Consider the following 26,347-nt stretch of genomic DNA (forward strand, 5'->3'; position numbering starts at 1 on the left):
TCGATGCTACCGAGCCTGCGCGTCCGCCAAACCCCTTGCGCGGAGGCTCCGAGACGGACCTCCTCCGCTGCGGGCCCGGGGCGTGCCCGGGTCCGCAGCGGAGGAAGCGACGACATCATCAGACCAGTGTGCCCTGCCACGCTGCATGCAGCTGGGCGAACTTGCCCGTGCCTCCGATCAGCGCCTCGGGACTGTCGTCCTCGATGATCTTCCCGTGCTCCATCACCAGCACCCGATCGGCGATCGCGACGGTCGAGAGGCGGTGCGCGATGATGATCGCCGTGCGGTCCTTGAGCAGCGTCTGCAGCGCGTCCTGGATGAGACGCTCCGACGGGATGTCCAGCGATGCCGTCGCCTCATCGAGGATCAGCACCGCCGGGTCGGCCAGGAACGCCCTCGCGAACGAGATGAGCTGACGCTGTCCCGCAGAGACCCGTCCACCGCGCTTGTTCACATCGGTGCCGTACCCGTCCGGAAGCGACGAGATGAACTCGTCCGCCCCGACGGCCTTCGCCGCCGCACGGATCTCCTCGAGCGAGGCATCCGGCTTCCCTAGGGCGATGTTGTCGGCGACGGTGCCGCTGAACAGGTAGGCCTCCTGCGTGACCATCACGATCGCGCGGCGGAGGTCCTTCGGGTGCAGCGAGCGCAGGTCCACTCCGTCGAGTGTGACGCGTCCTTCCGAGGGGTCGTAGAACCGCGAGATCAGTTTCGCCAGCGTCGACTTGCCCGCGCCCGTCGTGCCCACCAGAGCGATCGTCTCGCCGGCGGGGATGTCGAGCGAGAAGTTCGGGAGGATCGTCTTCTCGCCGTTGTAGCCGAAGGTCACCTTGTCGAACCGGATGTGGCCGCGGGACTCCCAGAGGTCGACCGGCTTCTCGGGGTCCGGCACCGTCGGCACCTCTTCGAGCACACCCGACACCTTCTCCAGCGCAGCCGTCGCCGACTGGTAGGAGTTCAGGAACATCGCGATCTCCTGCATCGGCGCGAAGAAGTTGCGCACGTAGAGCACCGCCGACAGCAGCACGCCCACCGTGAGTGCGCCTTCGGAGACACGGATCCCACCCCAGAGCACCACGATGCCGAGGACCAGCGCGGCGACGCCCATCAGCCCGGGCTCGAACGTCCCGAACAGCAGCATCGATCGACGGTTCACATCGCGGTAGTCGCCCGCGATCTCCTGGAACGCTTTGTCGTTGCGCGGCTCCTTGCGGAAGGCCTTCACGGCGCGGATACCGGTCATGGTCTCGACGAACTGCACGATGACCTTCGCGCTGATCACGCGCGACTCGCGGTAGACGAGCTGCGAGCGCGAGTAGAACCAGCGCATCAGGTAGAACAGCGGCACGCCGCCGATCGCGAGGATCAATCCCGACTGCCAGTCCCAGATGCAGAGGGCGATGAAGGTGAACACACCGAACAGCACGCCCGAGACGAGCTCGTTCAGTCCACCGTCGAGGAGTTCCTTGATCGAGTCCAGGTCACTGGTCTGGCGCGAGATGATGCGGCCGGACGTGTAGGACTCGTGGAACTCCAGGCTCAGGCGCTGAGTGTGCAGGAAGATGCGCTTGCGCAGATCGAGCAGCACCGCCTGGGTGAGCTTGGCGGCGATGATCACGTACCAGGCGATCAGCACCGCGGCCAGCGCTCCGGCGAGCAGGTAGATGCCGCCGATCATGAAGGTCGGCATCCAGTCGGCCTGCTTCACCGCGGCCGGCAGCGCACGGTCGAGCCCGATGCTGATCAGGATCGGGCCGGCGACCTGCAGCGCGGTCGAGACGATCAGCACCGCAGCGGCCAGGACGATCTGCAGCTTCAGCGGGCGGACAAGGGAACCGAGCAGTCGGAGGGACCGACGACGGATCTCCTTGCTCTCCTCGCGGGTGTACTCGGAACGGTCCTCGTTCTGGGTTCCGGTGATGGCGGAGCTCATCGCTGCACCTCCTTCTCGATGATCGGGTCTTCGTCCGCGGCCTGCTTCGCGAGTCCTTCACGGACCTCTTCGGCGACCGCGAGCTGCTCGTCACGGATGATCGGGATCGCTCCGGTCCGCGCCGCCTCCTCCGCTTCCAGGCTGGAGATGACATGCCGATAGTGCCGGCTCGTCTTCAGAAGCTCGGAGTGCGTGCCGACCGCGGTCACGCGGCCCCCCTCGAGCAGGGCGACCCGGTCCGCGAGTGCCACCGTCGACGGGCGGTGCGCGACGATCAGGGCCGTGGTGTCGGCGAGGACGTGCCGGAGCGCCTCCTCGACGAGCGCTTCGGTGTCGACGTCGAGCGCCGACAGCGGGTCGTCCAGCACCAGCACCTTCGGCTTCGCCGCCACCGCGCGGGCGAGGGCGAGCCGCTGACGCTGACCACCGGAGAGGCTGAGCCCCTCCTCACCGATCACGGTCTCGACGCCCTCGGGGAGCGCATCGACGAACGACGCTTGAGCGACCTCGAGGGCTTCGCGGAGCACCCGCTCCCCCTCTTCGCTGTGCACGTCGAGTTCGGCGCGGCCGAGCAGCACGTTCTCGCGGACGGTCGCCGAGAACAGCGTCGCGTCCTCGAACGCCATGGCGATGTGCTGGCGGAGCTCGGCGAGCGGGAGGTCTCGCACATCGACGCCGTCGAGCGTGACCCTTCCCCCGGTCACGTCGTACAGACGCGTCGGGAGCGTGGTGAGCGTGGTCTTCCCGCTGCCGGTGAGCCCGACCAGCGCCATGGTCTCACCGGGGCGCAGCACCAGGTCGATGCCGTCGAGCAGATCCCGCTCGTGCGAACCGGCGTCCTGGTAGCGGAAGTGCGCGTTCTCGAACGCGAGCTCTCCGCGCGGATGCGCGATGTGCACCGGGTTCTCCGGGTCGGTGATGGTGTTGGTCTCGGAGAAGATGTCGAACACGCGATCGGTGGCCGTGCGGGCGTCGAGCATGAACGAGAACAGGAAGCCGATCGACTCGATGGGCCAGCGCAGCACGACGGCCATCGCGAAGAAGGCGAACAGCTGAGCCTCATCGATCTGCCCCTGCGAGATCAGCCAGATCCCGGACATCAGGCTGAGACCGAACGCGATCTGCGGCATGAGGTCGAGCCAGAACCAGATCGACGCGATCGCGCCGGCCTTGCTCATCTCGGTCTCGCGCAGGGTCTCGGCCTGGCGGCTGAAGCGGCTGAGCGCATGCTTTCCGCGCCCGAACGCCTTCAGCACGCGGATGCCGTGCACGCTTTCCTCGACGCTGGTCGCGAGATCGCCGGCCTGATCCTGGCTGCGACGGGTCAGGGCGCCGTAGCGCTTCTCGAACAGGTAGCCGCGGATCCACAGCGGGATCGCGGTCACCAGGAAGATCGCACCGAGCAGCCAGTGCCACCGGAACAGCAGGATCGAACCGATGATGATCGTGAGCACGTTGACGACGAGCAGGACCAGCCCGAAGGCGAGCCAACGACGGATGAGGCCGATGTCCTGCATCATGCGGCTGAGCAGCTGGCCGGAGCCCCAGCGGTCGTGGAACGACACCGGAAGGGTCTGCAGGCGCGAGTAGAGCTCCGTGCGCATCTTGTACTCGACCTCGGTCGAGGGGTTGAGCACGAACTGACGACGCAACCAGACCATCAGCGCTTCACCGAGGGCGAGCGCGAAGACGGCCGCGGCGCCCCAGACGATCGCGCTGATCTCTCCGGACCGGACCGGACCGGAGATGATCTGCTCGAGGACGATCGGGATCATCAGGGCGATGAGCGCGGCGATGAGCGCGCTGGCGGCACCGCCAGCGAGCCGCCAGATGACGGGCTTCACGAAGGGCTTCAGGCGCCACAGTGCAGCCGGGGTGGAAAGAGTGGAGGAAGGCGAGGAGTTCTGCGCGGAAGGCGAGGAGGACATGTCTCTCAGATGAGTTTCGTATGGAAAGCGAGTGCGAATGGGGTCGGATGCGAGAGCGGACTCCTGGAGTCCGGCATCCGGTGCGGAAGAAAGGGAGCGGGGCGCCGCTAGACGAGCGGCCGTGCCGGGTTCGAGCCGAGAGCTGCGATCCGCGCGGTGGCGATCGATGTCATGGTGTCCTCCTCAGGGCTCGGCGGTGTCGTCCGGTCGGCGCGACAGCCCACCAGCCTATTGCTGTGAACCAGCTGAACGCAAGAGTCATTCCCGATTCGTCGAGGGAGGTTCGACGAATCGGGACGATCCCGGGACCGCGGTCGATTCAGACCCCGATCGACTCCCGCGCCAGCAGGCTCTCCTTCACGCTCAGTCCCCAGGCGAATCCGCCGAGACTGCCGTCCGTCCGCAGCACCCGGTGGCACGGCACGAAGAGCGCCGGGGCGTTGCGTGCGCAGATCGACGCCGCCGCCCGGACGGCGTTCGGGTTGCCGAGCCGTGCAGCGAAGCCGGTGTAGGTGAGCGGAGCGCCGGGTTCGATCGCACGCAGAGCCGACCATCCCGCGAGTTGGAGCGCGGTGCCGGTCTGCGCGACCGCGACTGTGTCGATCGCCGACAGATCGCCGCCGTAGTAGGCGCGCGCCGCGGCTGCCGCGTCGGTCTCACCCTCGCGCACGTGCACGGGACGGTTCGCCGCCGAGAGCCGCCCGAGGATCGCCTCGACATCGGAGGTCCACCCGGAGGCGAGCACGCGCTGCCGGTCGTCTGTGAGGATCGTGAAGGCCCCGTCCGGGGTGTCGATGGTCTGGATGAAAGCGGTCATGAGGTCTCCTTCGAGGTCGTGTGATCGGTGCGAGGGGGCCGCGTCGGGGGTGCCGCACGCCGGGTCCTCGCCGGGCGCACCGGCGCGGCGCGCCAGAGGTGTGCGCTGAGGTAGCTGCGCCAGGGAGCCGCGCGCTCCGCCCAGGCGGTGAGCGCCCGCGCCTCTCCGGGGATGCCGGAGGCCGCCGCGCCCGCCCGCAACGCGACATCGCCGGGAAGAAGGATGTCGGGGTCACCGAGAACCCGCATGCGCACGTAGTCGGCCGTCCAGGGTCCGATGCCGGGCAGCGCCAGGAGCCGCTCACGCTGCATCGGACCGTCGTCACCGACCGTGAGGGTGAGCGAGCCGTCGGCGAGGGCGGCGGCAGCACCCGTGATCGCCCGGATGCGCGCGGCCGGGCCACGGAGCACCTCGACACCGTGCTCCGCGATGGCCGCCATGGTCGGGAACAGCAGCCCGTCGTCGGTCCGCTCCCCCAGGGCCTCGGTCAGCGCCGTAAGCGCCGTGCGGGCGGCGACCACGGTGATCTGCTGTCCGATCATGGCGCGGATGAGCATCTCATGGGGGTCGGCCGATCCAGGCACCCGGATGCCCGGTGTGCGGGCCACGAGCGGGGCGAGCTCGGGATGTGCGGACAGCGCCTGATCGATCGCCAGCGGATCTGCGTCGAGGTCGAAGAGGCGACGCACGGTCGAGACCAGCGGTGCCAGGTCCCCGAGCCGGGCCACCCGAGCACGCAGACGCAAGCCCGATCGCTGATCCTGCCGCACCTCGAACCAGGCCGCGCCTCCGGCCATGCGCAGGTGCCGGGAGAACGACGACTCGGAGACCGCTTCGACGCCGGGCACCGCGCGCGCCGCCATCCACGCGAAGATGCCGCTCGCGTCGAGCGGACCACGGTACGGCAGCACGAGGTCGATCGCCCCCGGGGCTGACATGGCCGGCGTCCGGCGTCGTGCGCGGAGCTCGCCGGGGGTGAGGTCGAACACCTCACGGATCGTCTCGTTGCACTGCCGGATGCTGGCGAAGCCTGCCGAGAAGGCCACATCGGAGATCGGCATGTCGGTACCGACCAGCAGCATCCGCGCCGTGTGCGCGCGATGCGCCCTCGCGAGGGCCAGAGGCCCGGCCCCCAGTTCGGCGCTGAGCAGACGGGTGAGGTGCCTGCTCGAGTATCCGAGACGCGCGGCCAAACCGGGGACGCCCTCCCGTTCCACGACACCGTCGGAGATCAGCCGCATCGCCCGTGCCGCGGTGTCGCCGCGCAGGTTCCAGTCCGGTGATCCGGGAGCAGCTTCGGGCAGGCACCTCTTGCACGCGCGATAGCCCGCTTCGTGTGCAGCTGCACTGGTCGGATAGAACGTCACGTTCTGCGGTCGGGGCGTGCGTGCGGGGCAGCTCGGACGACAGTAGATCCCGGTCGAGCGGACGGCCGTGACGAACTGCCCGTCGAAGCGGGTGTCTCGGGCACTGATCGCACGATAGCGCTCGTCGAAGTCGGTCACGGGGAAGCTCATGCCTCCACCCTGTCATGACCCACCGACCTCGACTGGCGGAAATCGGACATAGCTGTGGAACGCTCTTGCGCCGAGACCCCCGCGCACCGCCGAGACCCCCGCCTGCACACGTCGGCAGGCGGGGGTCTCGGCGGGCAGCGGGGGTCTCGGCGAAGGGGCGGGCGGGCGGGGTCAGCCGCGCAGATACACCGTCGCGGTCTCGGTGTAGAACTCCCGGGCCGCGCCGCCCTGCTCCTTCGGGCCGAGGGCACTGGCACCGCTCCCCCCGAACGGCACGTGCAGGTCGGCGCCGGCCGAAGCCGAGTTGACGTGCACCACCCCGACGCGAATATCCTCGATCGCGCTGAGCGCTTCGGCCAGTCCGGTCGTGAACACGGCAGTCGAGAGTCCGTACTCGCTGTCGTTCACGAGCGCGATGCCTTCCGCGGTGGACGAGACGCGGCGGACCCCGATGACCGGGCCGAAGAGTTCCTCGGTCCACAGCTCGCCCGGATCCTCCTCGTTCAGCTCGAAGATCGACGGGGGGATGAAGTACCCCTCGGCGAGCTCACCGGAGGAGTACGGCCCGGCGTCGACGACCGCTCTCGCCGTGGTCCGAGCGCGCACCAGAGCGGCGGCCACGCGATCGCGCGCTCCGGCATCGACCACGGGGCCCACCTCGACGCCCTCGTCCTGCGCGTCGCCCACGACCATCCGCTCGGTGCGGATCGCGAGTCGTCGCAGGAACTCGTCCGCCACAGCCTCGTGCACGATCACTCGGGAGGTCGCGGTGCACTTCTGTCCGGCCGCGCGGAAGGCTCCGACCGCCACCTGCTCCACCGCGACGTCGAGGTCGGCGTCGGCGAGGACGAGAGCCGCGTTCTTCCCACCGAGCTCCCCCTGGAACGGAACACCGCGCGCGGCGAGCTGCGCGGCGATGATCCTGCCGACCTTCGTGGAACCGGTGAACGTGACGGCATCCACGTCGGGATGCGACACGATGGCCTCCCCCACGCCGGCGTCGCCGTTCACGAGGTTCAGGACGCCCTGCGGAAGCCCGGCCTGCTCGAGCGCCTGAGCGAACCGCATCGCGAGCAGGGGGACGAAGGTCGCCGGCTTCCAGACCACCGTGTTCCCCCAGACCAGGGCGGGGGCCAGCTTCCAGGCCGGGATCGAGATCGGGAAGTTGAACGGGGTGATGGCCCCGATCACCCCGACCGGACGACGGATGACGAGGATGCGCTCTCCGGCACTCGGCGACTCGAACAGGCCGCCGCTCTGACGCTCGACCTCCTGCGCGTGGAAGCGGAGGATGTTCGCGGCATGCCCGGTCTCGCCGATCGCCTCGACGAGCGTCTTCCCTTCCTCCCGCGCGAGCTCGCGCCCCCACTCCTCGCGATTCGCGTGGATGATGTCGGCCGCTCGCAGCAGGATCGCGGCCCGCGCCCTGGCGGGAGTCCGGCGCCATCCGTCGAGTGCGGCTCGTGCACCGGCGAAGGCACGGTCGACGTCGGCCGCGGACGCGCCGGGGCCCCGCCCGACGATGTCGCCGGGTCGGCTCGGGTTGACATCGACCAGGAGCGGTCCCTCGCCGGTGACCCAGGTCCCGTCGATGAAGTGTCGGAGATCGTACGTGGTGGCCATCATGCTCCTTCGGAGTCGGTGCTGCGGAACGCGGAGAATCCGGTGATGTGCGCCCCGAGCACGAGCGTGTGCACCTCGTCGGTGCCCTCGTAGGTACGGACGGACTCGAGGTTCGCCGCGTGACGCAGCGGCGAGTGGTCGCCGGAGATGCCGTTGCCGCCGAGGATCGTCCTCGCCTCACGCGCGATCGCGATGGCCGCTCGGGTGTTGCTGAGCTTCGCGACCGAGATCTGATGCGGCTCCAGTCGCCCGGCGTCCTTCAGCCGTCCGAGTCGCAGGGCGACCAACTGCGCCTTCTCGATCTCGACCGCCATGTCGACCAGCTTCTGCTGGGTGAGCTGGAACGCGGCGATGGGCTGGTTGAACTGGATGCGCGACCGGGCGTATGTCAGCGCCGCGTCATAGCTGTCGCGTGCGGCACCGATCACCCCCCAGCCGATGCCGTACCGCGCCTCGTTCAGGCACGAGAACGGCGCACGCAGTCCCCGTGCCCCCGGCAACCGGGCTTCGGCGGGCAGCCTCACATCCGTCATCGTGATGTCGCACTGGATCGAGGCCCTCATCGACAGCTTCGGGGCGATGGGCGTCGCCACGAAGCCCGCCGTGTCCGTCGGGACGAGGAAGCCGCGCACCCCCTCGTCCGTCTGCGCCCAGATGATCGCGACCTGGGCGATGGAGGCGAGCCCGATCCAGCGTTTCGCGCCGTTGAGCACCCAGCCATCTCCGTCGCGACGGGCGAAAGTGGTCATGCTGGAGGGGTCGGATCCGGAGTTGGGCTCGGTGAGGCCGAAGCAGCCGATGACCTCTCCCCGCGCCATCCGCGGGAGCCACTCCTGCTTCTGCTCTTCGCTGCCGTGCTTGTGGATCGCGCTCATCGCGAGCGAGCCCTGCACGGAGACGAAGGTGCGCAGACCGGAGTCGCCCGCCTCGAGCTCCATCGCCGCGATCCCGTACTCGACGGCGCTGCGGCCGCCGCATCCGTATCCGTCGAGGTGCATGCCCAGCACGCCCAGCTCGGCGAGCTCCGGGACGAGCTCGGTCGGGAAGACGGCACGGTCGTACCAGTCGGCGATGTGGGGGCGGATGCGCGTGTCGACGAAAGCGCGCACGCGGTCGCGCGTAGCCCGTTCGTCCTCGGTGAGGAGCTCGTCGAAGTCGAGCAGGTCGGGAACGGTCATGCGGCAGCCTCCTCGGCGACGACGGTGCGGATGGATGCGGTCAGGATGTCCAGGCCGGCCTCCAGAACGGCCTCTTCGATCACCAGAGGCGGGAGCAACCGGATGACGTTGCCGTGCGTGCCGCAGGTGAGGGCGATCACCCCCGCTGCATGGCATGCCGCAGCGACCCGCTGGGCGAGGTCGGGACGAGGGGCGAGCGTTCCCGGATCTGCGAACTCGACGGCCATCATCGCACCGCGCCCACGGACCTCGGCGACCACGGCGAGCTCGTCGACCAGGGGCTCGAGATGCCGACGGATCGAGCGCTCGATGCCGGTCACCCCCGGCAGGAGCCCCGGATCGTCGAGCACCTCGAACACGGCGAGCGCAGCCGCGCACGCCAGCGGATTGCCCGCGTAGGTGCCGCCGAGCCCGCCGGGATGGGCGGCGTCCATGATGTCCGCGCGCCCCGTCACGGCACTCAACGGCAGGCCACCTCCGAGCGCCTTCGCAGTGAGGGTGATGTCACCGGCGATGCCCTCGTGCGCGCTCGCGAACAACGTCCCGGTGCGGCCGAGTCCGGACTGGATCTCGTCGACGACGAGGACGATCCCGTAGGCATCGGCGATCCGGCGGAGGCCAGGGAGGAACCCGGGAGCCGGAACGACGAAGCCGCCCTCGCCCTGGATCGGTTCGACGACCAGGGCGGCGAAGTGCTCCGGGCCGTGCTCCGCAATGAGCCGCTCGATCTCGGCGAGGGCCGCATCCGCCCCCTGCCCGCGCAGCGGATTCGCGTTGGGGGCGCGGACCACGGCCTCGGGGAAGGGCCCGAAGCCCGTCTTGTACGGGTGTTCCTTCGCGGTCATCGCCATCGTCAGGAGCGATCGACCGTGGTACGCCTCGTCGATCACAAGCACGGCGGAACGACCGGTGTGGGCCCGCGCGATCTTGACGGCGTTCTCCACGGCTTCGGCGCCGGTGCTGAACAGCGCGGTGCGCTTGTCGAAGTCACCGGGGGTGCGCTCGTTCAGCCACTCCGCGACGCGGACGAAGCCCTCGTACTCGGTCACCATGAAGCACGTGTGCGTGAACCGGTCGAGTTGCGCGGCGACCTCGGCGCGCACGACCGGATTCGCCGCCCCCACACTGGTCACCGCGATGCCGGATGCGAGGTCGATGAGGGTGTTCCCGTCGACGTCCTCGAGCGTCGAGGTGCCGGCTCGCTCGATGAAGACCGGGAGGGTGATGCCGAAGCCGGAGGCGACGGCGGCTTCGCGCTGGGCATGGAGCTCGCGTGACCGGGGTCCGGGGATCTCGGTGCGCAGGTGAGGAACAGTCGTCATGGGCTCGACGCTAGAAGCTCAGACGCCCGAGCGGACGAACACTTCGCCTAGTCTTGGCAGATTCACTGTGCATCCCGCACACTGGATGCATGGTCTCCCTCGGCGAACTGGTCAGCACGGCGGGGACCGCGCTGCGCCCGCTCGCGCCGTTCGACGCCGCGCGGACGATCACGGGCGTGCACGTGTCGGAGCTCGACGATCCCGGCCGCTACCTGGACGGCGGAGAGCTGCTGCTCACCACGGGCATCCCGCTGCGCAGCCGACCGATGGACGCCTATGTGGATCGACTCGATGCGCAGGACGTCGGTGCGATCGGGATCGGCCTCGGCGAGGGCTGGGACGATCCTCCGGCCGCGCTCGTCGACCGATGTCGAACGCTCGGCATCCCGGTGTTCGCGGTACCGGACGGAGCACCCTTCCTCGATGTCTCGCGGGCGTTCTGGTCGATCACCGGACGGGGCGGACAGGATGAGGCGCTGCGCACCGCCCACACGCACACGCGGCTGGTCCAAGCCGCGGCCGGCCGCGATCCCGTCGCCTCGATCCTGCGCCAGATGTCGCAGGCGATCGGCGGATGGGTGGCCTGGCTCCCCTTCGGACCGGGGGCGTCGCTCGGAACACTGCATCCGCCCTCCCTCGAAGGCCTCCTGCCCGCGGTGCGGGTCGATGTGGAGCGATCGCTCCTCCGATCCGGAGTCGAGGCCGCCTCCTTCGTGTCCCAGGGGTCCGCGGTCGTGGCTCACGCGGTCACGGACGGCGAGCTCACGCGCGGGGCCCTCGCCATCGGAGCCGGCCGCCCCCTCGCACGGGCGGACCGTCAGCTCGCCCTCACCGCGAGCGCGCTCCTGCGACTGGTCACCTCGCCGACGGCCGGCACCCGACGAGCCGAAGGGTGGTTCACCGCCCTGGCGCTGCGAGGAGACACAGCCGCGGCGCGCGCGCTGGCGGCCGTCGCCGACCTCGACCTGCCGTTGGAGTTCCGCGTCCTCGTGGGGGCCCCGGATCCGAGCATCTTCTCGGCCGAGTCGGACGGCGTGGTCGTCGCACTCCTCGACCCCGCTGAGCACCCCTCCGCCAGGTCCGGAGTGCTCAGCGCTCCGGTCACCCTCGACGACGTCCCCGCCGCGACCGCTCGTGCGCTGGCCCTGCACCGTCGCGCGCCGGACACCGCTCTCGTGATCGAACCGGAGTCGCGCGCCGCAGGGTGGGCGGACCTGCTCGCGGCGACGGACCCGATGCTGTTGCGCACCGTGACGTCGTATCTCCGGCATCGCCACCAGGCGGAGCGCACCGCCCGGGAGCTCGGTGTGCATCGCAACACCGTCCGCCCCCGCATCGCCGCCGCAGAAAGCCTGCTCGGCGTCGCGCTGGACGATCCCGACGTCGCCGCCGAACTGTGGTTGGCGATCCGGGATCGATCCGTCTAGTCGCGGCCGTCGAGCCAGGCCCGCACGCGGTCGTCGTGTTCGCCCAGCCGGGGCGGAGGCGCCACCGACACGGGGATCTCCGGCTTCCAAGTTAGCGGTGACCGGATCTGGCGCGAACGCCGGCCGTCCTCCCCGATCAACTCCCGGACCGGGTCGAGGCCCAGACGCGTGGCGAGTTCGACGCCCTCGCCCACGGAGTTCACGACCCCCGCGGCGACGCCGATCTCGTTCAGCCGCTCCGCCCAGGCCGCAGCCGCATCCGTGACCAGCGCGCCCTCCAGCTCCACGACGAGATCCTCGCGGTTCGCGACACGGTCCGGGTTGCGACGGAAGCGCTCGTCGTCGATGAGCTCCGGCCGACCGAGCGCGGTGACCATCTTCGCGAACTGGGCATCGTTGCCGCAGGCGACCGCGATCGGCGCATCGGCGCAACGCAGCGACTCGTAGGGGGCGATCGACGGATGTCGGTTTCCGAGCCGGCCCGGTTCCGCGCCCGCTCCGAGGTGCGCGGACATCTGGTTCACCAGGGCCGCCTGGAGACTCGAGAGCAGGTTCACCTCGATCCTCGATCCGTGGCCGGTGAGTTCGCGTCGGCGCAGCGCGGCGAGGATGCCGATCACCGCGTCCTTGCCGGTGAGCACGTCGACGAGCGCGACCCCCGCCTTCATGGCCTCGCCGTCGGTCTCACCGGTGATGTGCATGAGACCGCCCACCGCCTGCGCGACGAAGTCGTAGCCGGGGAGCGATGCCCCTGCGCCGAGGCCGAAGCCGCTCACCGACACCGAGATGAGACGCGGATGGGCCGCCGCGAGCTTCTCCTCATCGAATCCCAGTGCGGCGAACAGTCCCGGCCGGAAGTTCTCGATCACGATGTCGCTGCGGGCGATGAGTTCGAGCGCTCTCTTGCGATCTCCGGCGTCGGTGAGGTCGAGCGTGACCGACTCCTTGCCCCGGTTGGCGGACTCGAAGTACGTCGTCATGCCGGACTCCGCGTACGGCGGCCCCCATGCCCGGGTGTCGTCTCCTGTGCCGGGGCGCTCGACCTTGATCACGCGCGCCCCGAGGTCGGCCAACGTCATCGTCGCCAGGGGCCCGGCGAGCACACGGGAGAAATCGGCGACCACGATGCCGTCGAGCGGTGCGGTCATGCGTGCACCCGCAGCGGGTGGGCGGTGGAATCCCGCGCGACGACGGAGATCGGGAACTCCACGTCCGTACCCGGCGCGGCACGCCCCTCGATCAGGTCGATGAGGAGCTCGGCGCAGGCGACCCCGGAGTCTCGAGGCCGCAGATCGATCGATGTGATCGACGGGGTCAGGAAGGGCAGCGAGGGATGGTCCACGCACGAGACCACCGTGATGTCCTGACCGACCGTCCGCCCCTGTCGTCCGAGGACGGCGGCGACCTCGATCGCACTGGAGTCCGGACCGCAGATGACCACGTCCGTGTCCGGATGCGCCTGGAGGACCCGCTCCGTCGCCACCCTGACGTCGGGCCACGATGCTTCGAAGGAGACGGGGGCGATGACCGGATCGAATCCGCGTGTCGCACACCCCTTCCGATAGCCGGAGACCAGCTGGCGCGACCAGTCGGTGGCGTCGGGCGCGACCAGCAGCACGGGGTGCCGGGCGCCGGTGACATCGATCTCGTCGAGGAGCCGCAGCATGCCCGCCTCATGCGAGGACCACACGACACCCGCCGGCGTGCCGTCGACATCGTCCGGAAGGTGCTCCTGGGTGACGACGGGGATCCCCGACGCCATCAGCGCCGGCAGCCCGGGGTCACCGGAGAGCGGGTCGCCGATGATGAGTCCGTCGGCACGGATCGGACGTGAACGGCCAGACGAGACGGAGGGGCTCACGATCGTCACGTCGATGTCGTGAGCGGCCGCGCTGGTGACGATACCGAACGTGAAAGCCATGTAGTACGCCGACCGCGACACGACCTCAGGAAGCACGATGCCGATCGTGCCGATGCTGCCGCCGCGCAGATGCCGGGCTGCGGTGTTCACCGAGTAGCCGAGTTCCGCCGCCGCGGCCAGGACGGCCTCCCTGGTGGGCTGCGAGACGCGCCCGACGCCGCTCAGCGCATCGGACGCCGTGGTCTTCCCGACCCCCGCGCGCCGTGCGACGTCGATCAATCTGACCCGTCGTGGCTCTTGCATGCGGCCGAGTCTAACCACACGGAGCACGTCGTAATCCACTCGAAACACATCAGGTCTTGCGCTGAAACACATTCATCGCATACTTTTGCCGGAACGTTCCGGCACGCAGACGTTCCCGAACTCACATCCGATGGAGACTCCATGAACTGCAGCTGTTCCCCGTCCGACCACGTCCAGCGTTCGCGCCCGCTCGGAGACGAATCCGGTGCGCCGTACGCGACGCTCTCCGCGGACGAGCTGCAGCGGGTCTCCGAGACGCTGCGTGCCCACGACGCACTGGGGGAGGCGCAGCGGATCGCCTACGTCGGACTCGATGAGCCGGACCGCACCGAGGTCGCCGACGGGCGCCCCGTCCCCCGCCGCGCCCGTGTCCAGCTGCTCGAGACCGACACCGGACGCGCTCGTGCCCTCTCGGTCGACATCGGCACCGGCGAGATCGTCACGGACGTCGACATCGATCCGGAGCACGACGGCCAGGTCCCTCTGCTCCAGGAGGAGCACGCGATCGTCCGCGAGTTGATCGGCGCCGACGAGCGCTGGGCCGAAGCACTCGCCGCCCGGGGCATCGAGGACCCGAGCACGGTCGCTCTGGCCGGGCTGTCAGCCGGGCGCTTCCCGATCGAGGGCGAGAGCGGGCGCCGACTCGCACGGGTGCTCGGACACCATCAGCCCACTCCACAGACCATGCCCTGGGCACATCCGATCGACGGACTGGTGGCATACGTCGACGTCGCCGCGCGCACCGTGGTCGATGTCATCGACGTGGGCGCGATGCCGATTCCGCAGGAGACCGCGGACTATCACGTGCCCGGCACCTTCGGCCCGGAGCGGACCACGCAGAAGCCCATCGTCATCACCCAGCCCGAAGGACCGAGCTTCGCCTTCGAGGGAGACGTGATCACCTGGGAGAAGTGGTCGTTGCGCATCGGCTACGACATGCGCGAAGGACTCATCCTGCACGGCATCGGGTTCGAGGACGAGGGCCGGGTCCGCCCCATCGTGCACCGCGCCTCAATCGCCGAGATGCTGGTGCCCTACGGCGACCCGGGGCCCGTGCGCTTCTGGCAGAACTACTTCGACACCGGTGAGTATCTCCTCGGCAGACTCGCGAACTCGCTGGAACTCGGCTGCGACTGCGTCGGCGACATCACCTACCTCGACGTCCCGATCGCCGACGCCCGCGGCAACGTGAAGGTGCTCCCGAACGTGATCTGCGTCCACGAGGAGGACGCCGGGGTGCTGTGGAAGCACACCGAGCAGTTCACGGGATCGAGCGACGTCCGCCGCCAGCGCCGACTCGTGATCTCGTTCTTCGTCACGGTGGGCAACTACGACTACGGCTTCTACTGGTACTTCTACCTGGACGGCAAGATCGAGTTCGAGGCCAAGGCCACCGGACTCGTGTTCACCGCCGCCTATGACGAGCGCACCGGCCGCTTCGCGAGCGAGCTGGCCCCGGGGCTCGCGGCGCCGTACCACCAGCACCTGTTCTGCGCGCGGCTGGACATGGCGGTCGACGACGGGCCTGCCGTCATCGACGAAGTCGACGTGCGGTCGCTCCCGATCTCCGACGACAACCTGCACGGCAGCGCGATCGGCTTCACCCGGACCCGGCTTCGCAGCGAGCTCGAGGGGCGGCGCCGGGCCGACGCGTCGGTCGACCGCACATGGCGGGTGAGCAGCGCGACGGCCACGAACCGGCTCGGTCGTCCCACCTCCTACGTCCTGACACCGGAGGGGAAGCCCGTCCTCCTCGCACGCCCCGAATCCGTGATCGCCTCGCGCGCCCGCTTCGCGACCGCCGATCTGTGGGTCACCGCGTACGACCCCGAGGAGCGTTATCCGGCCGGCGACGTCGTCAACCAGAGCGCACCGGAGCAGGGGCTGCCGGCCTTCGTCGCCGAGAACGCCTCGCTGGACGGCGCAGACCTCGTGCTGTGGCACACGTTCGGCCTCACGCACTTCCCGCGCACGGAGGACTGGCCCATCATGCCGGTCGACAGCTGCGGCTTCACGCTGAAACCCCACGACTTCTTCGACCGGAACCCGACCCTCGACGTTCCGGCCTCCCCCACCGCATGCGCCTGCGCTCACGAGGACGCCGGCGCAGCCCGAACCGAGCACCACCTGCATCACCTCTCTGTCCGCCCGTCGTCGTCCGACGCCTGACCGGCCGTCGCCCGACATCCCGAAGGGAAACACCGACATGCACAAAGCAGCTCGTGCGGGGGTGGCCGTCGCCACCGTCGCCCTCCTCGCCCTCACCGGGTGCGCCGCTGGCGCCTCACCCGAAACCGAACCCACTCAGGACGAAGCCGCACCCGGCTTCCTCGCCGTCGCCGATGAGGCGTTCGACGGGGGCGGCGACCTCGTCGTCCAGGTCGACTACGACACCGCGGAGGCGAGCGGCCTCGACCCGCAGGGGGCCGCCACCGCCCGCTCCTGGATGCTCGAAGGGCTCTCCTACGAGACGCTCACGACGATCGATGAGAACCTCGACGTGGCGCCGAAGCTCGCCACATCCTGGGAGACTCCGAGCGACACCGAGTACGTCTTCACCCTCGCCGATGACGCCGTGTTCTCGAACGGACGCCCGATGACCGCAGCCGATGTCGTCGGCAGCCTCCAGCGGCTGATCGACATCCCCACCACCTGGACCGGACAGCTCGGCCCGGTCGCCTCGATCGAGGAGACCGGAGACCTCGAGGTCACGGTCACGCTGTCCAGCCCCTATGCGCCGTTCCTCGCGGCTCTCGCGAACACCCCCGCCGCGATCCTGCCGATGGCGGAGATCGAGTCCGGCGAGGTCGACATCACCACGGAGATGCTCGGCACGGGCCCGCTCGTCGCGACCGCTCACCGTCAGGACGAAGAGTGGACGTTCGAGCCGAACGTCCACCACCCGGATGCCGATGCCCTCGGCTTCTCCACCCTCACGGTGGACATCGTCGGCGACGAGGCGACGCGGGCGGCGGCGCTGCGCGACGGATCCGCCGACTTCGCGGTGCTCAACTCGATCGACTCCGCGGAACTCCTCGCCAACGCGGCGGACGTGAACGTGGTGGGACAGCGGAACACCGACTTCCACTACCTGATGATCAACTCCCTCACCGGCGACGAGGCGCTGCAGGATGAGGACGTGCGCTTCGCGATCAACTCCGCCATCGACCGTGACGCGATCAACGAGCTCGCGTTCGGGGGGTCGACCGCCTCCACCGGCATCACCCCCGCCGTCCTGCCCGATGCCTGCCGCGCGGAGGATCTGCCTTCCGCGGCCCGGGACGTCGTCGCGGCCAAGTCCGTGATCGACGAGGTCGGCGGACTCGAGCTCGACCTCTTCGTCTACACCGACGAGCCGGTGCTCGCACAGATCGCTCAGGTGATGCAGCAGAATCTGGCGGAGATCGGCGTCAAGGTCGAGATCCAGCAGGTCGACTTCGCCACGTACTCCGCCAAGGTCTACGGCAGCCCCGCGGACTTCGACCTCGCGCTGAGCTGGTTCGCCGGGTACGCCGATCCCGCCATGGTCACGACGTGGTGGAACCCCGAGGTCGCCGGATTCTCCGCGGTCTTCATGAAGGGGAGCGACGAGCTCGACGCCCTCATCGAGGACGGGTACACCACCGCGCCGGGTGAGGAGCGGGCCGCGGTCTTCCAGGACCTCTGCACACTTGCCGACGAGCAGAGCGAGATGGTGCCCCTGGTGCTGCGCCCCTCCACCATCGGCTGGAACACGGCGTCGTTGTCCCCGACGCTCAGCAGCGACGAGGGCTACGGCAACTTCCTGCGCTACCTCACCGAGTTCCGCGCCAACTGACATGGCCGTCGCTCTGTGGTCGCTCCGGCGCATCGGCGCCGCGCTGCTGACGCTGCTCGTCGTCTCGGTGCTGATCTTCGCCTCCGTGCGCCTCATGCCCGGCGACTACATCGACCTCGTCCTGGGTCCGCTCGCCACCGAGGCGCAGCGGGCCCAGGCGGTGGCCGCATCCGGGCTCGACGATCCGGTCGTCGCCCAGTACTTCCACTGGCTCTTCGGCGTCTTCACCGGCGACCTGGGGTATTCCTTCGTGTCCAACGTCTCGGTGTCGGAGGAGTTCGGTGCGAGACTCCCGGTCACGGCGACGATCGCGTTGCTGACGATCATCGTGACCCTCCTGGTCGGCATCCCGCTCGGGTTCATCGCCGCGCTCCGCTCGGAGGGTTCGGCCGGCGCGGCGGGTCGTATCGTCAGCGCGCTCGGCATCAGCATCCCCGAGTTCCTCCTCGCGGGACTCGTGGTCTTCGCCGTGTCGACCCTGGGTCTCGGGGTGTCGCTCGGACGCTTCGCCCCCTTCGCCGTCGATCCGGCACGCTTCTTCGGATCGCTGGTGCTCCCGGTCACGGTTCTGTCCGTCGGCTGCGTGGCCGTGGTCGCCCGGAACACGAGGGATGCCGTCATGAACGTCCTCGTCGAGCCGCACGTGCAGGCAGCCGTCGCACGCGGGGAGACACCCGGATTCATCGTGCGGCACCACGTGCTGCGCAACGCGGCGGCTCCCATCCTCACGATCGTGGGCGCCCTGGTCGCCGTCCTGCTCGGAGGCACCGTGATCGTCGAGTTCGTCTTCGACATCCCCGGCATGGGCTCGTATCTGCAGACCGCCCTCGGTCGACGCGACTACGCGATCGTGCAGAGCGCCGTGCTCCTCGCCGCGGTCGTCTTCATCGCCGCGAGCCTCATCGTCGACTTGATCGCCAACGCGCTGGATCCGCGCCTGCGCCTGACCGGAGGGAGCCGCCGATGACCATCGCACCCACGGCCGCCCACCGCATCCGCGCGGCCGGACAGTCATCCCGAGGCGCGTGGCGACGCAGCGATGCCGTCCTGCGCACGGCCGTGATCGTGCTGGGGGTGATCGTCGTCGCCACCGTGATCGCGGTCCTCTCCGGCCTGACCGGTTCCACCGATGCGACGGTCGCCGGGCGCCTCGAAGGCCCCTCCGCGATCGCTCCGCTCGGCACCGACAACCTCGGCCGCTCGCTGTTGCCTCGGCTCTTCCAGGGAACCGCGACGACGCTCGTGGTCTCCCTCATCGCGGTCCTCTGCTCCGCGGTGGTGAGCACGATCCTCGGAATGCTCGCGGGATATTACGGAGGCGCCGTCAATGAAGCGGTCATGCGCGTCGCGGACGTCCTGTACGCCTTCCCCGCGCTCGTGCTCGCGATCCTCGTGTCCGCGCTCATCGGCCCCGGTCGGCCCGCCGCGATCATCAGCATCGTCGTGATCACGATCCCTCTCATGACCCGCGTCGTCCGCATCGCGACGAGAGGAGTCGCCGACCGCGACTTCATCGTTTCGGCGCGCATCAGCGGCGTCAGGACCCCCGTGATCTTCGCCCGGCGGCTGCTGCCGAACATCGCGGGCACCATCGCCGTGCAGGCGAGCTATGCCCTGTCCGTCGCGATCCTCGTCGAGGGCGGACTGAGTTTCCTCGGCTTCGGCGTGCAGGTACCGGAGGCTTCTCTCGGACTGCTCATCCAGCAGGGGATGCTCTACATGACACAGGCGCCGCAACTCCTCATCATCCCCGGCATCGTGCTGGTGATCTCGATCCTGTGCATCAACATCATCGGCGACGGACTCCGAGACCGATTCGAACCGCGAGAGACGAGGTCCCTCCGATGACCGCCGTACGCATCAGCGACCTGGCCCTGGACTTCACCGGGACCACCACCGTCCGCGCGCTGGACGGCGTCGACCTGGACGTCGCCGCCGGGAGCTCGATGGCCATCGTCGGCGAGTCCGGGTCGGGGAAGTCCACCCTCGCCGCCGTGATCGGACGCCTCCAGCCGAAGTCCGCACAGATCGTGCGCGGAGAGCTCGAGGTCGACGGCATCGACGTGCGGAGCCTCGACCACGATGCGCTGCGCGCCTACCGCCGCGACACGCTCGCCTACATCGCCCAGGACCCGATCGGGTCCCTCGACCCGACGATGCGGATCGGTGCGCAGTTGAGGCTCGTGCTGCGGGCCATCGGCGACGACGACGGCCTGCCCCGGCAGCTCGCGCTGCTGGAGTCGATGAGGATCAGCGACCCCGCGCGGGTGGTGAGACTGTTCCCGCACCAGATCTCCGGTGGCATGGCGCAGCGCGTGGCGATCGCGATGGCGATGTGTCGCCGGCCGAAACTGCTCATCGCCGACGAGCCGACCGCGGCGCTCGACAGCCAGGTCCGCGAAGAGGTCATCCGGCTGCTGTTCACCCAGGCACGGGAGCAGAAGACGACGATCCTCTGGCTCAGCCACGATCTGCCCGCCGTCGCGCGCTGGTGTGACGAGGTGGCCGTGATGTACGCCGGGCGCGTCGTGGAGCGAGGTCCCGCCGCCGCCGTGCTCGGGCGTCCCGTCCACCCCTACGCCCGCGCCCTCGCCGCCACCGATCCCTCCCGGGCACGACGCGGCGAGCGCCTGTCCAGCATCCCGGGCTCCCCGCCGGTCCTGCATGGCGAGGCCGAGGGATGTGCCTTCGCCGCGCGCTGTGCTCACCGCATCGACGCGTGCGAGGTGGTCCGCCCCGATCCCGTGCCCCCACGGCACAGCCTGTGCATCCGCGCCGCCGAACTCGGTGAAGCAGACCGCCGAGCCGGCCTGGTGCCGGACGAAGGGGTGATCGTATGAGCGACGCGACCGCACCCGCGATCGAACTCGACGACGTCAGCCTCGCCTTCTCCTCCGGTATCGGTACGAGTCGGCGCACGGTCACGGCGATGGCACATGTGTCCTTCTCGGTCGCCCCCGGAGAGACACTCGGCCTCGTCGGCGAATCCGGTTCGGGCAAGACGACGACGGGCTCGGTGGTCCTGGGCCTGCAGCGCCCCGACACCGGCACCGTGCGGTTCCAAGGCGCGCCGCTCGCCCGCCGTCTGCGCTCCCGCGCCGGTCGCATGCAAGCGGTCCTCCAGCACCCTCGCTGGGCGCTCGATCCACGTTCCACCGTCCTGTCCTCGGTCCTCGAACCGCTCCTCGTGCACGAGCGGCGCACCCCCGCGGTCGAGCACCGTGCCATCGCGATGCTCGAACAGGTCGGGCTCCCCGCCTCCTTCGCCGCCCGCCGACCACATCAGCTCTCCGGTGGTCAGCTGCAGCGTGTGAGCGTGGCCCGTGCCCTCGTCACCCGTCCGGCGTTCATCGTCTTCGACGAAGCGGTCAGCGCGCTCGACGTCTCCGTGCAGGCGCAGATCCTGAACCTTATCCAGGATCTGCAGGCCGAGCACGGCTTCGCCGCCCTGTTCATCTCGCACGACCTCGCCGCCGTCCGCTACATCTCCCACCACGTGGCGGTGATGCGCGCCGGTGAGATCGTCGAGCACGCGCCGACCGACGTGTTCTACGACCTGCCCCGCCATCCCTATTCGCGTCAACTTTTCCAGGAGCTCTCATCGTGACCGACACCCACCGCCTCGCCCCCGTCCCTTCCGCCGGGCCGCGCCTCTCCAACGACGATTTCGCCCTCTCCCCCGTCCACGGCACCGACCGCGGTCTGGTCGAGTATGACTTCCCCGGGGTCCTCCTCGGGACGGCCGAGTACGCGGAGGGACCGACCGGCGCGACGGTCGTCTCGATCCCGGCGGGCGCTCGCACCTTCACCGACCGGCGCGGAGGCGCTGTCGGTGCGAGCGGTCTCTACGGCTACAACCATGCGATCTGCCTCGCCGGCGGGTCCGTGTACGGGCTCTCCGCCGTCGCGGGAGTCTCCGAGGAGCTGTTCGCGCGTGTGGACCACCGGTCCGGCTTCGACCAGCTCCAGTTGGTGTCGGGGGCGATCATCTACGACTACTCGGTCCGCGACAACTCGGTGTTCCCCGACGCCGCGCTCGGCAAGGCCGCGCTGCGGGCCGCGCGTGAAGGCGTCGTGGAGGTCGGACGCGTCGGTGGCGGGGCGTCGGCGTCGTCCGGCAAGGTCGACCCCGCGCGTGTCGAGTTCACCGGACAGGGCGTCGCCTTCCGCCAGGTCGGCGATGTGAAGGTCCTCGTCGTGACGGTGCTCAACCCCTACGGTGTGATCCTCGACCGGGAAGGGCGCATCATCCGCGGCAATTACGACGACGCGACCGGAGAACGCCGCCACCCCGCACGGGACTACGAAGAGGCCATCGGTGAATCTCGGCTGCTGGATTCCATGGCCGGCAACACCACGATCACGGCTGTTGTCACCAACGTGCAGCTGTCCGACGTCGAGCTGAAGCAGTTCGGACTCCAGGTGCACAGCTCGATGCACCGCGGCATCCAGCCGTTCCACACCCCGCTCGACGGCGACACGCTGTTCGCCCTCACCACCGACGAGGTCGCGCTGCCCGAAGACCCCGGATCCTCCCGCGGGCGGCTCTCGCTGAACTCGACCGCGGTCGCGACCCTCGCCGGCGAGACCGCGTGGGACGCGATCCTCTGCGCGGCGGGCTGACCGTGTACGAGTTCGAGAAGTACCTCGCCCCGTCGCAGCACGAGGTGAACGAGCTCGTCCGGCGACATCCGTTCGCGCTCATCGTGTCCAACGGCGGCGGCGAGTCCGGCGCCCCGACCGTCACCCACACGCCGGTCATCATCGAGCGCCTGGCCGATGACGGAGGCTTCGTCGGAGGCGAGCTCCTCGGACACGTCGCCCGCAAGAACCCGCAGTGGCAGCACATCTCCGATGGCGACGCCGTGCTCCTGGTGTTCTCCGGCCCCCACGACTACGTCTCGCCCACGACGTACGCGGATGACCCGAACGTCCCGACCTGGGACTATGCGGCGGTGCACCTGACGGCACGGGTGACCGTGCTCGAGGACTCCGCAGACGGCATGCACGTCGTCACGCGGACGGTCGAGGAGCTGGAAGGTCTGGAGCCCACGCGCTGGGACATGACGAGTTCGCTCCCCACGTTCGAGCGCATCGTCGGCGGCATCGTCTCGTTCCGCTTCGAGATCATCGAGCAGCGCGCGGTGTTCAAGGTCAGCCAGGACAAGCCGATCGAGGTCAGACGACGTGTCGCCGCCGCCTCGCGCGCCCGAGGCTGCCCCTACGGAGACGTCGCCGAACTCGTCGAGCGCATCGGAGGAGAAGCATGATCATCCACGAGTGGACATCCGAAACCGCCGACCAGCACGAAGAGGGCCACCGCTTCGGCCAGCACTGGGCACCGCAGCTGCGCTCGGCGCGCGACTCGTACCTCCGGCTGTTCCAGCAGTCCGGGGTCTCCGCGGAGCAGGCCAGGAGCATCGCGGACGAGTGCCGGGGCATCGTCGAGTCCTTCGCGCCCGAGGTCGCGGACGAGTTCCGTGGTGTCGCGGAAGGCAGTGGGCTGGCGCTCACCGACGTGCATCTGCTCACCGCCCGCACCGAGATCCTCGCCCGGATGACGCCGTCGATGGAATGCTCCACGATCGTCTACGTGCCCGACGACGCGAATCCTCCACGCACGCTGCAGACGTGGGACTGGCATGAGACGCTCTCGAACGAGACGGTCGTCCGGCGGCTGCGCGCGGCATCCGGAGCCCGCATCGTGACGTTCTCCGAGTTCGGACAGCCGGCCAAGATCGGTGTCAACGACCGCGGTCTCGGCGTGCACTTCAACATCCTCCACCATCGCAGCGACGGGTCGCAGGCGGGTGTGCCGGTGCACGTGCTGGCACGGATGATGCTCGACGGAGCGCACGACGTGGCCGGCGCGGTCGCGATCGCCGAGTCCGTGCCCCTCGCCGCGTCCAGCGTCCTGACGGTGGTGTCGTTCGATGGCGTGACCCCCGAGGCCGCGGCCGTCGAGGTCTCACCCGCGGGAGTCGCCGTGCTCCCCGCCCCGCGCGGAAAGGCCCTGGCACACACGAACCACTTCCTCGACGAGACGCTCGCCGCGGGCGAGTACTCCCCCTATGAGACGACGAGCGTGCCCCGGTACCGCTGTCTGACCGACGCGGCCGACCTCGCCCGCATCGTCGACGACCGTGAGCGGGCGGTCGCCTTCGGTGCGATCCCGGACGCGCCGATCTCGGTCCGCGCACGGCCGGAGGAGCCGGAGCACCTGCGCTGGGAGACGAAGCTCACCGTGGCGCTCGACGTGGCGCATGGAGCGATCGCATTCGCCGCAGCACCGCCCTCCGAGGTCGCGACGGCCCCGTGGCGTCGCGTCGGTGTGCTCGACGAGCGCGTGCCCGGCTGACGTGCACGCGGTCCTCCATGTCGTCGCACTCCTCCCCGCCGCGGTCGGGGTGGGAGCGCTCGTCGGCATGCGGCGGGATGCGGGACGCCCGGAGATCCTCGTCGCCGCCCTGATGCTCGCCGGCATGGCCGATGCGATGACGGTGTCGCTGCTCCCGCCGGTGCTGTGGTTCGCGATGCTCGTCATCGTCGGGATCGTGCTCGCCGCCGTGCGCCGGGCGGCGCCGGTCCCCACCGCTCGTCCGGAGGCGATGGTGTCGACGCATCTGGCTCTCGGTGTCATCACGACCGCGGTGCTCGTCCTCCTGATGCCCGGGATCCCGTCGCGCGCGGCGTCTCCGATCATCACGTCGCACGTGCACGGAGCCGTCGACACGATGCCGTTGCTGGTGAGTGCCGGGCTTGCGCTGGGGACGGTGATCCTCGCGGTGGTCGCGCTGCGGACCGAGCGTGCCTGGCCGCATCGGCTCCACCACGCGACCATGGCAGTGTCGACCGTCGCGATGTGCGCGATCGTCGCGACCTGACCCCCGTCCCCGTCCCCCGTCCCTCCAGTGCTGCCGAGACCCCCGCGCAACGCCGAGACCCCCGTCTGCACACGTCAGCAGGCGGGGGTCTCGGCAAGGAACGGGGGTCTCGGCGGGAGACAGTCGCTCAGTGGAAGAAGTGACGCTCCCCCGTGAAGAACATCGTGACGCCGGCCTTGCGCGCGGCATCCACGACCTCCTCGTCGCGCACCGATCCGCCCGGCTGCACGATGGCCGTGACACCGGCGTCGATCAGCACCTGAGCGCCATCCGCGAACGGGAAGAACGCGTCGGAGGAGGCGACAGAACCGGCCGCCCGATCCCCCGCACGCTCGACCGCGAGGCGGCACGAGTCGACACGGTTGACCTGGCCCATGCCGACACCGACCGTGGCGTTGTCCTTCGCGAGCACGATCGCGTTCGACTTCACCGCGCGGCAGGCCTTCCACGCGAAGATCAGGTTCTCCATCTCCGCCTCGCTCGGGCGCTCACCCGACACGAGCTCCCAGTTCTTCGCGACCGAACCGATGTCGTCCGGGAAGCGGTCGGCGTCCTGGAGGAGGAGCCCGCCCGAGACCAGACGCACATCCATCCGCTCCTGCCGCCAGTCCTGCGGAAGCTGCAGCAGGCGCAGGTTCTTCTTCGCCTTGAAGACCTCGAGCGCGGCCGGCTCGAACGCCGGTGCGACGATGACCTCGGTGAAGATGTCCTTGAGGTTCTCGGCCATCTTGAGGGTCACGGTGCCGTTCGCGGCGATCACCCCGCCGTACGCCGAGACCGGGTCGCACTCGTGGGCCCGCAGGTGGGCGCTGGCGATCGGGTCAAGGGCGTTGGGAGCGGTCGTCGCGATGCCGCACGGGTTGGCGTGCTTGATGATCGCGACGGCGGGCTTGATCATGTCGTAGGCGGCGCGCAGTGCGGCATCCGCGTCGACGTAGTTGTTGTAGGACATCTCCTTGCCCTGCAACTGCGTGGCCTGCGCGATGCCGTGGCCACCGGCGCGGGTGTAGATCGCACCGCGCTGATGGGAGTTCTCGCCGTAGCGGAGGGTCGCGAGGCGCTCGGCCTGGATGGTGAGGTGCGCGGGGAGGTCGCCCGGCTCGGTGAGCGTCCCCTCGGCGAACCACTGGGCGACGGCCGTGTCGTACGCCGCGGTGTGAGCGAACGCGCGTGCAGCGAGCTCCCGGCGCTGACCCACGGACGTACCGCCGGCCTCGATCGCGGAGATGATGGCGGGATAGGACTGCGGCGAGACGACGATGGCGACGTTAGCGTGGTTCTTCGCCGCGGCGCGCACCATGGCGGGTCCACCGATGTCGATCTGCTCGACGACGTCATCGCCGATCGCGCCCGAGGCCACGGTCTCGACGAACGGATACAGGTTCACCACGACGAGCTCGAACGGCGCGATGTCGAGCTCCTCGAGCTGACGCTCGTGCTCCTCGAGGCGGAGGTCCGCGAGCAGGCCGCCATGGACCTTCGGGTGCAGCGTCTTCACGCGGCCGTCGAGCATCTCGGCGACGCCGGTGACGGCGGCCACGTCGGTGACGGTGAAACCCGCGTCACGGATCGTCGCGGCGGTCGATCCGGTCGACACGATCTCGATCCCCGCTCCGGCGAGCGCCTCGGCAAGGACGAGCAGGTCGGTCTTGTCGCTCACCGAGACGAGCGCGCGCCGGATCGGCACGGTGTCGCGGTCGCGGTAGAGCGTGGGGTCGTGGCGGGGGCCGGCCATGA

21 protein-coding genes are annotated in these 26,347 nt (G+C 69.6%); 11 read left to right on the forward strand and 10 right to left on the reverse strand.

Features of this window, described 5'->3' with window-relative positions:
• Positions 1-118: 118 nt before the first annotated feature.
• The 7 genes from LVJ59_RS06035 to LVJ59_RS06065 form a co-directional block, all read right to left on the reverse strand.
• Positions 119-1,933: an ABC transporter ATP-binding protein gene (locus tag LVJ59_RS06035; protein ID WP_232762359.1), complete on the reverse strand. Its 1,815-nt coding sequence runs from the start codon at positions 1,931-1,933 to the stop codon at positions 119-121.
• Positions 1,930-3,861, reverse strand: coding sequence for an ABC transporter ATP-binding protein (locus LVJ59_RS06040; RefSeq protein ID WP_131492481.1), 1,932 nt, complete (start codon positions 3,859-3,861; stop codon positions 1,930-1,932). The genes LVJ59_RS06035 and LVJ59_RS06040 overlap by 4 nt, the downstream gene beginning before the upstream one ends.
• Positions 3,862-4,180: 319 nt before the next feature.
• Positions 4,181-4,678, reverse strand: a complete 498-nt coding sequence (locus LVJ59_RS06045) for a methylated-DNA--[protein]-cysteine S-methyltransferase (RefSeq protein WP_232762360.1) — start codon at positions 4,676-4,678, stop codon at positions 4,181-4,183.
• Positions 4,675-6,195, reverse strand: a complete 1,521-nt coding sequence (locus LVJ59_RS06050) for a DNA-3-methyladenine glycosylase 2 family protein (protein ID WP_232762361.1) — start codon at positions 6,193-6,195, stop codon at positions 4,675-4,677. The genes LVJ59_RS06045 and LVJ59_RS06050 overlap by 4 nt, the downstream gene beginning before the upstream one ends.
• A 171-nt stretch (positions 6,196-6,366) precedes the next feature.
• Positions 6,367-7,821, reverse strand: coding sequence for an aldehyde dehydrogenase family protein (locus LVJ59_RS06055; RefSeq protein ID WP_232762362.1), 1,455 nt, complete (start codon positions 7,819-7,821; stop codon positions 6,367-6,369).
• Positions 7,818-8,996: an acyl-CoA dehydrogenase family protein gene (locus LVJ59_RS06060; protein ID WP_232762363.1), complete on the reverse strand. Its 1,179-nt coding sequence runs from the start codon at positions 8,994-8,996 to the stop codon at positions 7,818-7,820. The genes LVJ59_RS06055 and LVJ59_RS06060 overlap by 4 nt, the downstream gene beginning before the upstream one ends.
• Entirely contained in the window at positions 8,993-10,318 is a 1,326-nt protein-coding gene (locus LVJ59_RS06065) for an aminotransferase class III-fold pyridoxal phosphate-dependent enzyme (protein ID WP_232762364.1), read from the reverse strand. Before LVJ59_RS06065 ends, LVJ59_RS06060 begins: the two co-directional genes overlap by 4 nt.
• 89 nt (positions 10,319-10,407) lie before the next feature.
• Here LVJ59_RS06065 and LVJ59_RS06070 point away from each other — a divergent pair, with 89 nt between their 5' ends.
• A complete protein-coding gene (locus LVJ59_RS06070; RefSeq protein WP_232762365.1) occupies positions 10,408-11,745 on the forward strand; it encodes a PucR family transcriptional regulator in 1,338 nt (445 codons plus the stop codon).
• Here the strand turns inward: LVJ59_RS06070 and LVJ59_RS06075 are convergent.
• A complete protein-coding gene (locus tag LVJ59_RS06075) occupies positions 11,742-12,893 on the reverse strand; it encodes a CaiB/BaiF CoA-transferase family protein (RefSeq protein WP_232762366.1) in 1,152 nt (383 codons plus the stop codon). The two genes, LVJ59_RS06070 and LVJ59_RS06075, sit on opposite strands and share 4 nt — an antisense overlap.
• A complete protein-coding gene (locus tag LVJ59_RS06080) occupies positions 12,890-13,909 on the reverse strand; it encodes a LacI family DNA-binding transcriptional regulator (protein WP_232762367.1) in 1,020 nt (339 codons plus the stop codon). Before LVJ59_RS06080 ends, LVJ59_RS06075 begins: the two co-directional genes overlap by 4 nt.
• 141 nt (positions 13,910-14,050) lie before the next feature.
• Between LVJ59_RS06080 and LVJ59_RS06085 the strand changes: the two genes are divergently transcribed.
• From LVJ59_RS06085 to LVJ59_RS06130, 10 genes are read left to right on the forward strand one after another with little or no spacing between them, the layout of a single operon-like run.
• The gene (locus LVJ59_RS06085; RefSeq protein WP_232762368.1) at positions 14,051-16,078 is read left to right on the forward strand and encodes a primary-amine oxidase; all 2,028 of its coding nucleotides are present in this window, start codon (positions 14,051-14,053) and stop codon (positions 16,076-16,078) included.
• 37 nt (positions 16,079-16,115) lie between these two features.
• The gene (locus LVJ59_RS06090) at positions 16,116-17,726 is read left to right on the forward strand and encodes an ABC transporter substrate-binding protein (RefSeq protein ID WP_232762369.1); all 1,611 of its coding nucleotides are present in this window, start codon (positions 16,116-16,118) and stop codon (positions 17,724-17,726) included.
• A gap of 1 nt (position 17,727) precedes the next feature.
• Positions 17,728-18,693: an ABC transporter permease gene (locus tag LVJ59_RS06095; protein ID WP_131494453.1), complete on the forward strand. Its 966-nt coding sequence runs from the start codon at positions 17,728-17,730 to the stop codon at positions 18,691-18,693.
• Complete coding sequence (locus LVJ59_RS06100) at positions 18,690-19,574, forward strand: ABC transporter permease (RefSeq protein ID WP_052193482.1); 885 nt, start codon at positions 18,690-18,692, stop codon at positions 19,572-19,574. The genes LVJ59_RS06095 and LVJ59_RS06100 overlap by 4 nt, the downstream gene beginning before the upstream one ends.
• Complete coding sequence (locus LVJ59_RS06105; protein WP_081996984.1) at positions 19,571-20,566, forward strand: ABC transporter ATP-binding protein; 996 nt, start codon at positions 19,571-19,573, stop codon at positions 20,564-20,566. The genes LVJ59_RS06100 and LVJ59_RS06105 overlap by 4 nt, the downstream gene beginning before the upstream one ends.
• The gene (locus tag LVJ59_RS06110; protein WP_232762370.1) at positions 20,563-21,333 is read left to right on the forward strand and encodes an ATP-binding cassette domain-containing protein; all 771 of its coding nucleotides are present in this window, start codon (positions 20,563-20,565) and stop codon (positions 21,331-21,333) included. The genes LVJ59_RS06105 and LVJ59_RS06110 overlap by 4 nt, the downstream gene beginning before the upstream one ends.
• Entirely contained in the window at positions 21,330-22,349 is a 1,020-nt protein-coding gene (locus LVJ59_RS06115) for a P1 family peptidase (protein ID WP_232762371.1), read from the forward strand. Before LVJ59_RS06110 ends, LVJ59_RS06115 begins: the two co-directional genes overlap by 4 nt.
• Positions 22,319-22,996, forward strand: coding sequence for an FMN-binding negative transcriptional regulator (locus LVJ59_RS06120; RefSeq protein ID WP_232762372.1), 678 nt, complete (start codon positions 22,319-22,321; stop codon positions 22,994-22,996). The genes LVJ59_RS06115 and LVJ59_RS06120 overlap by 31 nt, the downstream gene beginning before the upstream one ends.
• Positions 22,993-24,084: a C45 family peptidase gene (locus LVJ59_RS06125; RefSeq protein ID WP_232762373.1), complete on the forward strand. Its 1,092-nt coding sequence runs from the start codon at positions 22,993-22,995 to the stop codon at positions 24,082-24,084. The genes LVJ59_RS06120 and LVJ59_RS06125 overlap by 4 nt, the downstream gene beginning before the upstream one ends.
• Before the next feature lies 1 nt (position 24,085).
• Complete coding sequence (locus LVJ59_RS06130; RefSeq protein WP_232762374.1) at positions 24,086-24,610, forward strand: hypothetical protein; 525 nt, start codon at positions 24,086-24,088, stop codon at positions 24,608-24,610.
• Between the two features lie 127 nt (positions 24,611-24,737).
• On the opposite strand, the gene purH is transcribed toward LVJ59_RS06130, so the two are convergent.
• Complete coding sequence (purH, locus tag LVJ59_RS06135) at positions 24,738-26,345, reverse strand: bifunctional phosphoribosylaminoimidazolecarboxamide formyltransferase/IMP cyclohydrolase (RefSeq protein ID WP_047523111.1); 1,608 nt, start codon at positions 26,343-26,345, stop codon at positions 24,738-24,740.
• Positions 26,346-26,347 lie beyond the last annotated feature (2 nt).

It is taken from the genome of Microbacterium sp. KKR3/1 (assembly GCF_021272365.1).
Taxonomy (GTDB): Bacteria; Actinomycetota; Actinomycetes; order Actinomycetales; family Microbacteriaceae; genus Microbacterium; species Microbacterium aurugineum.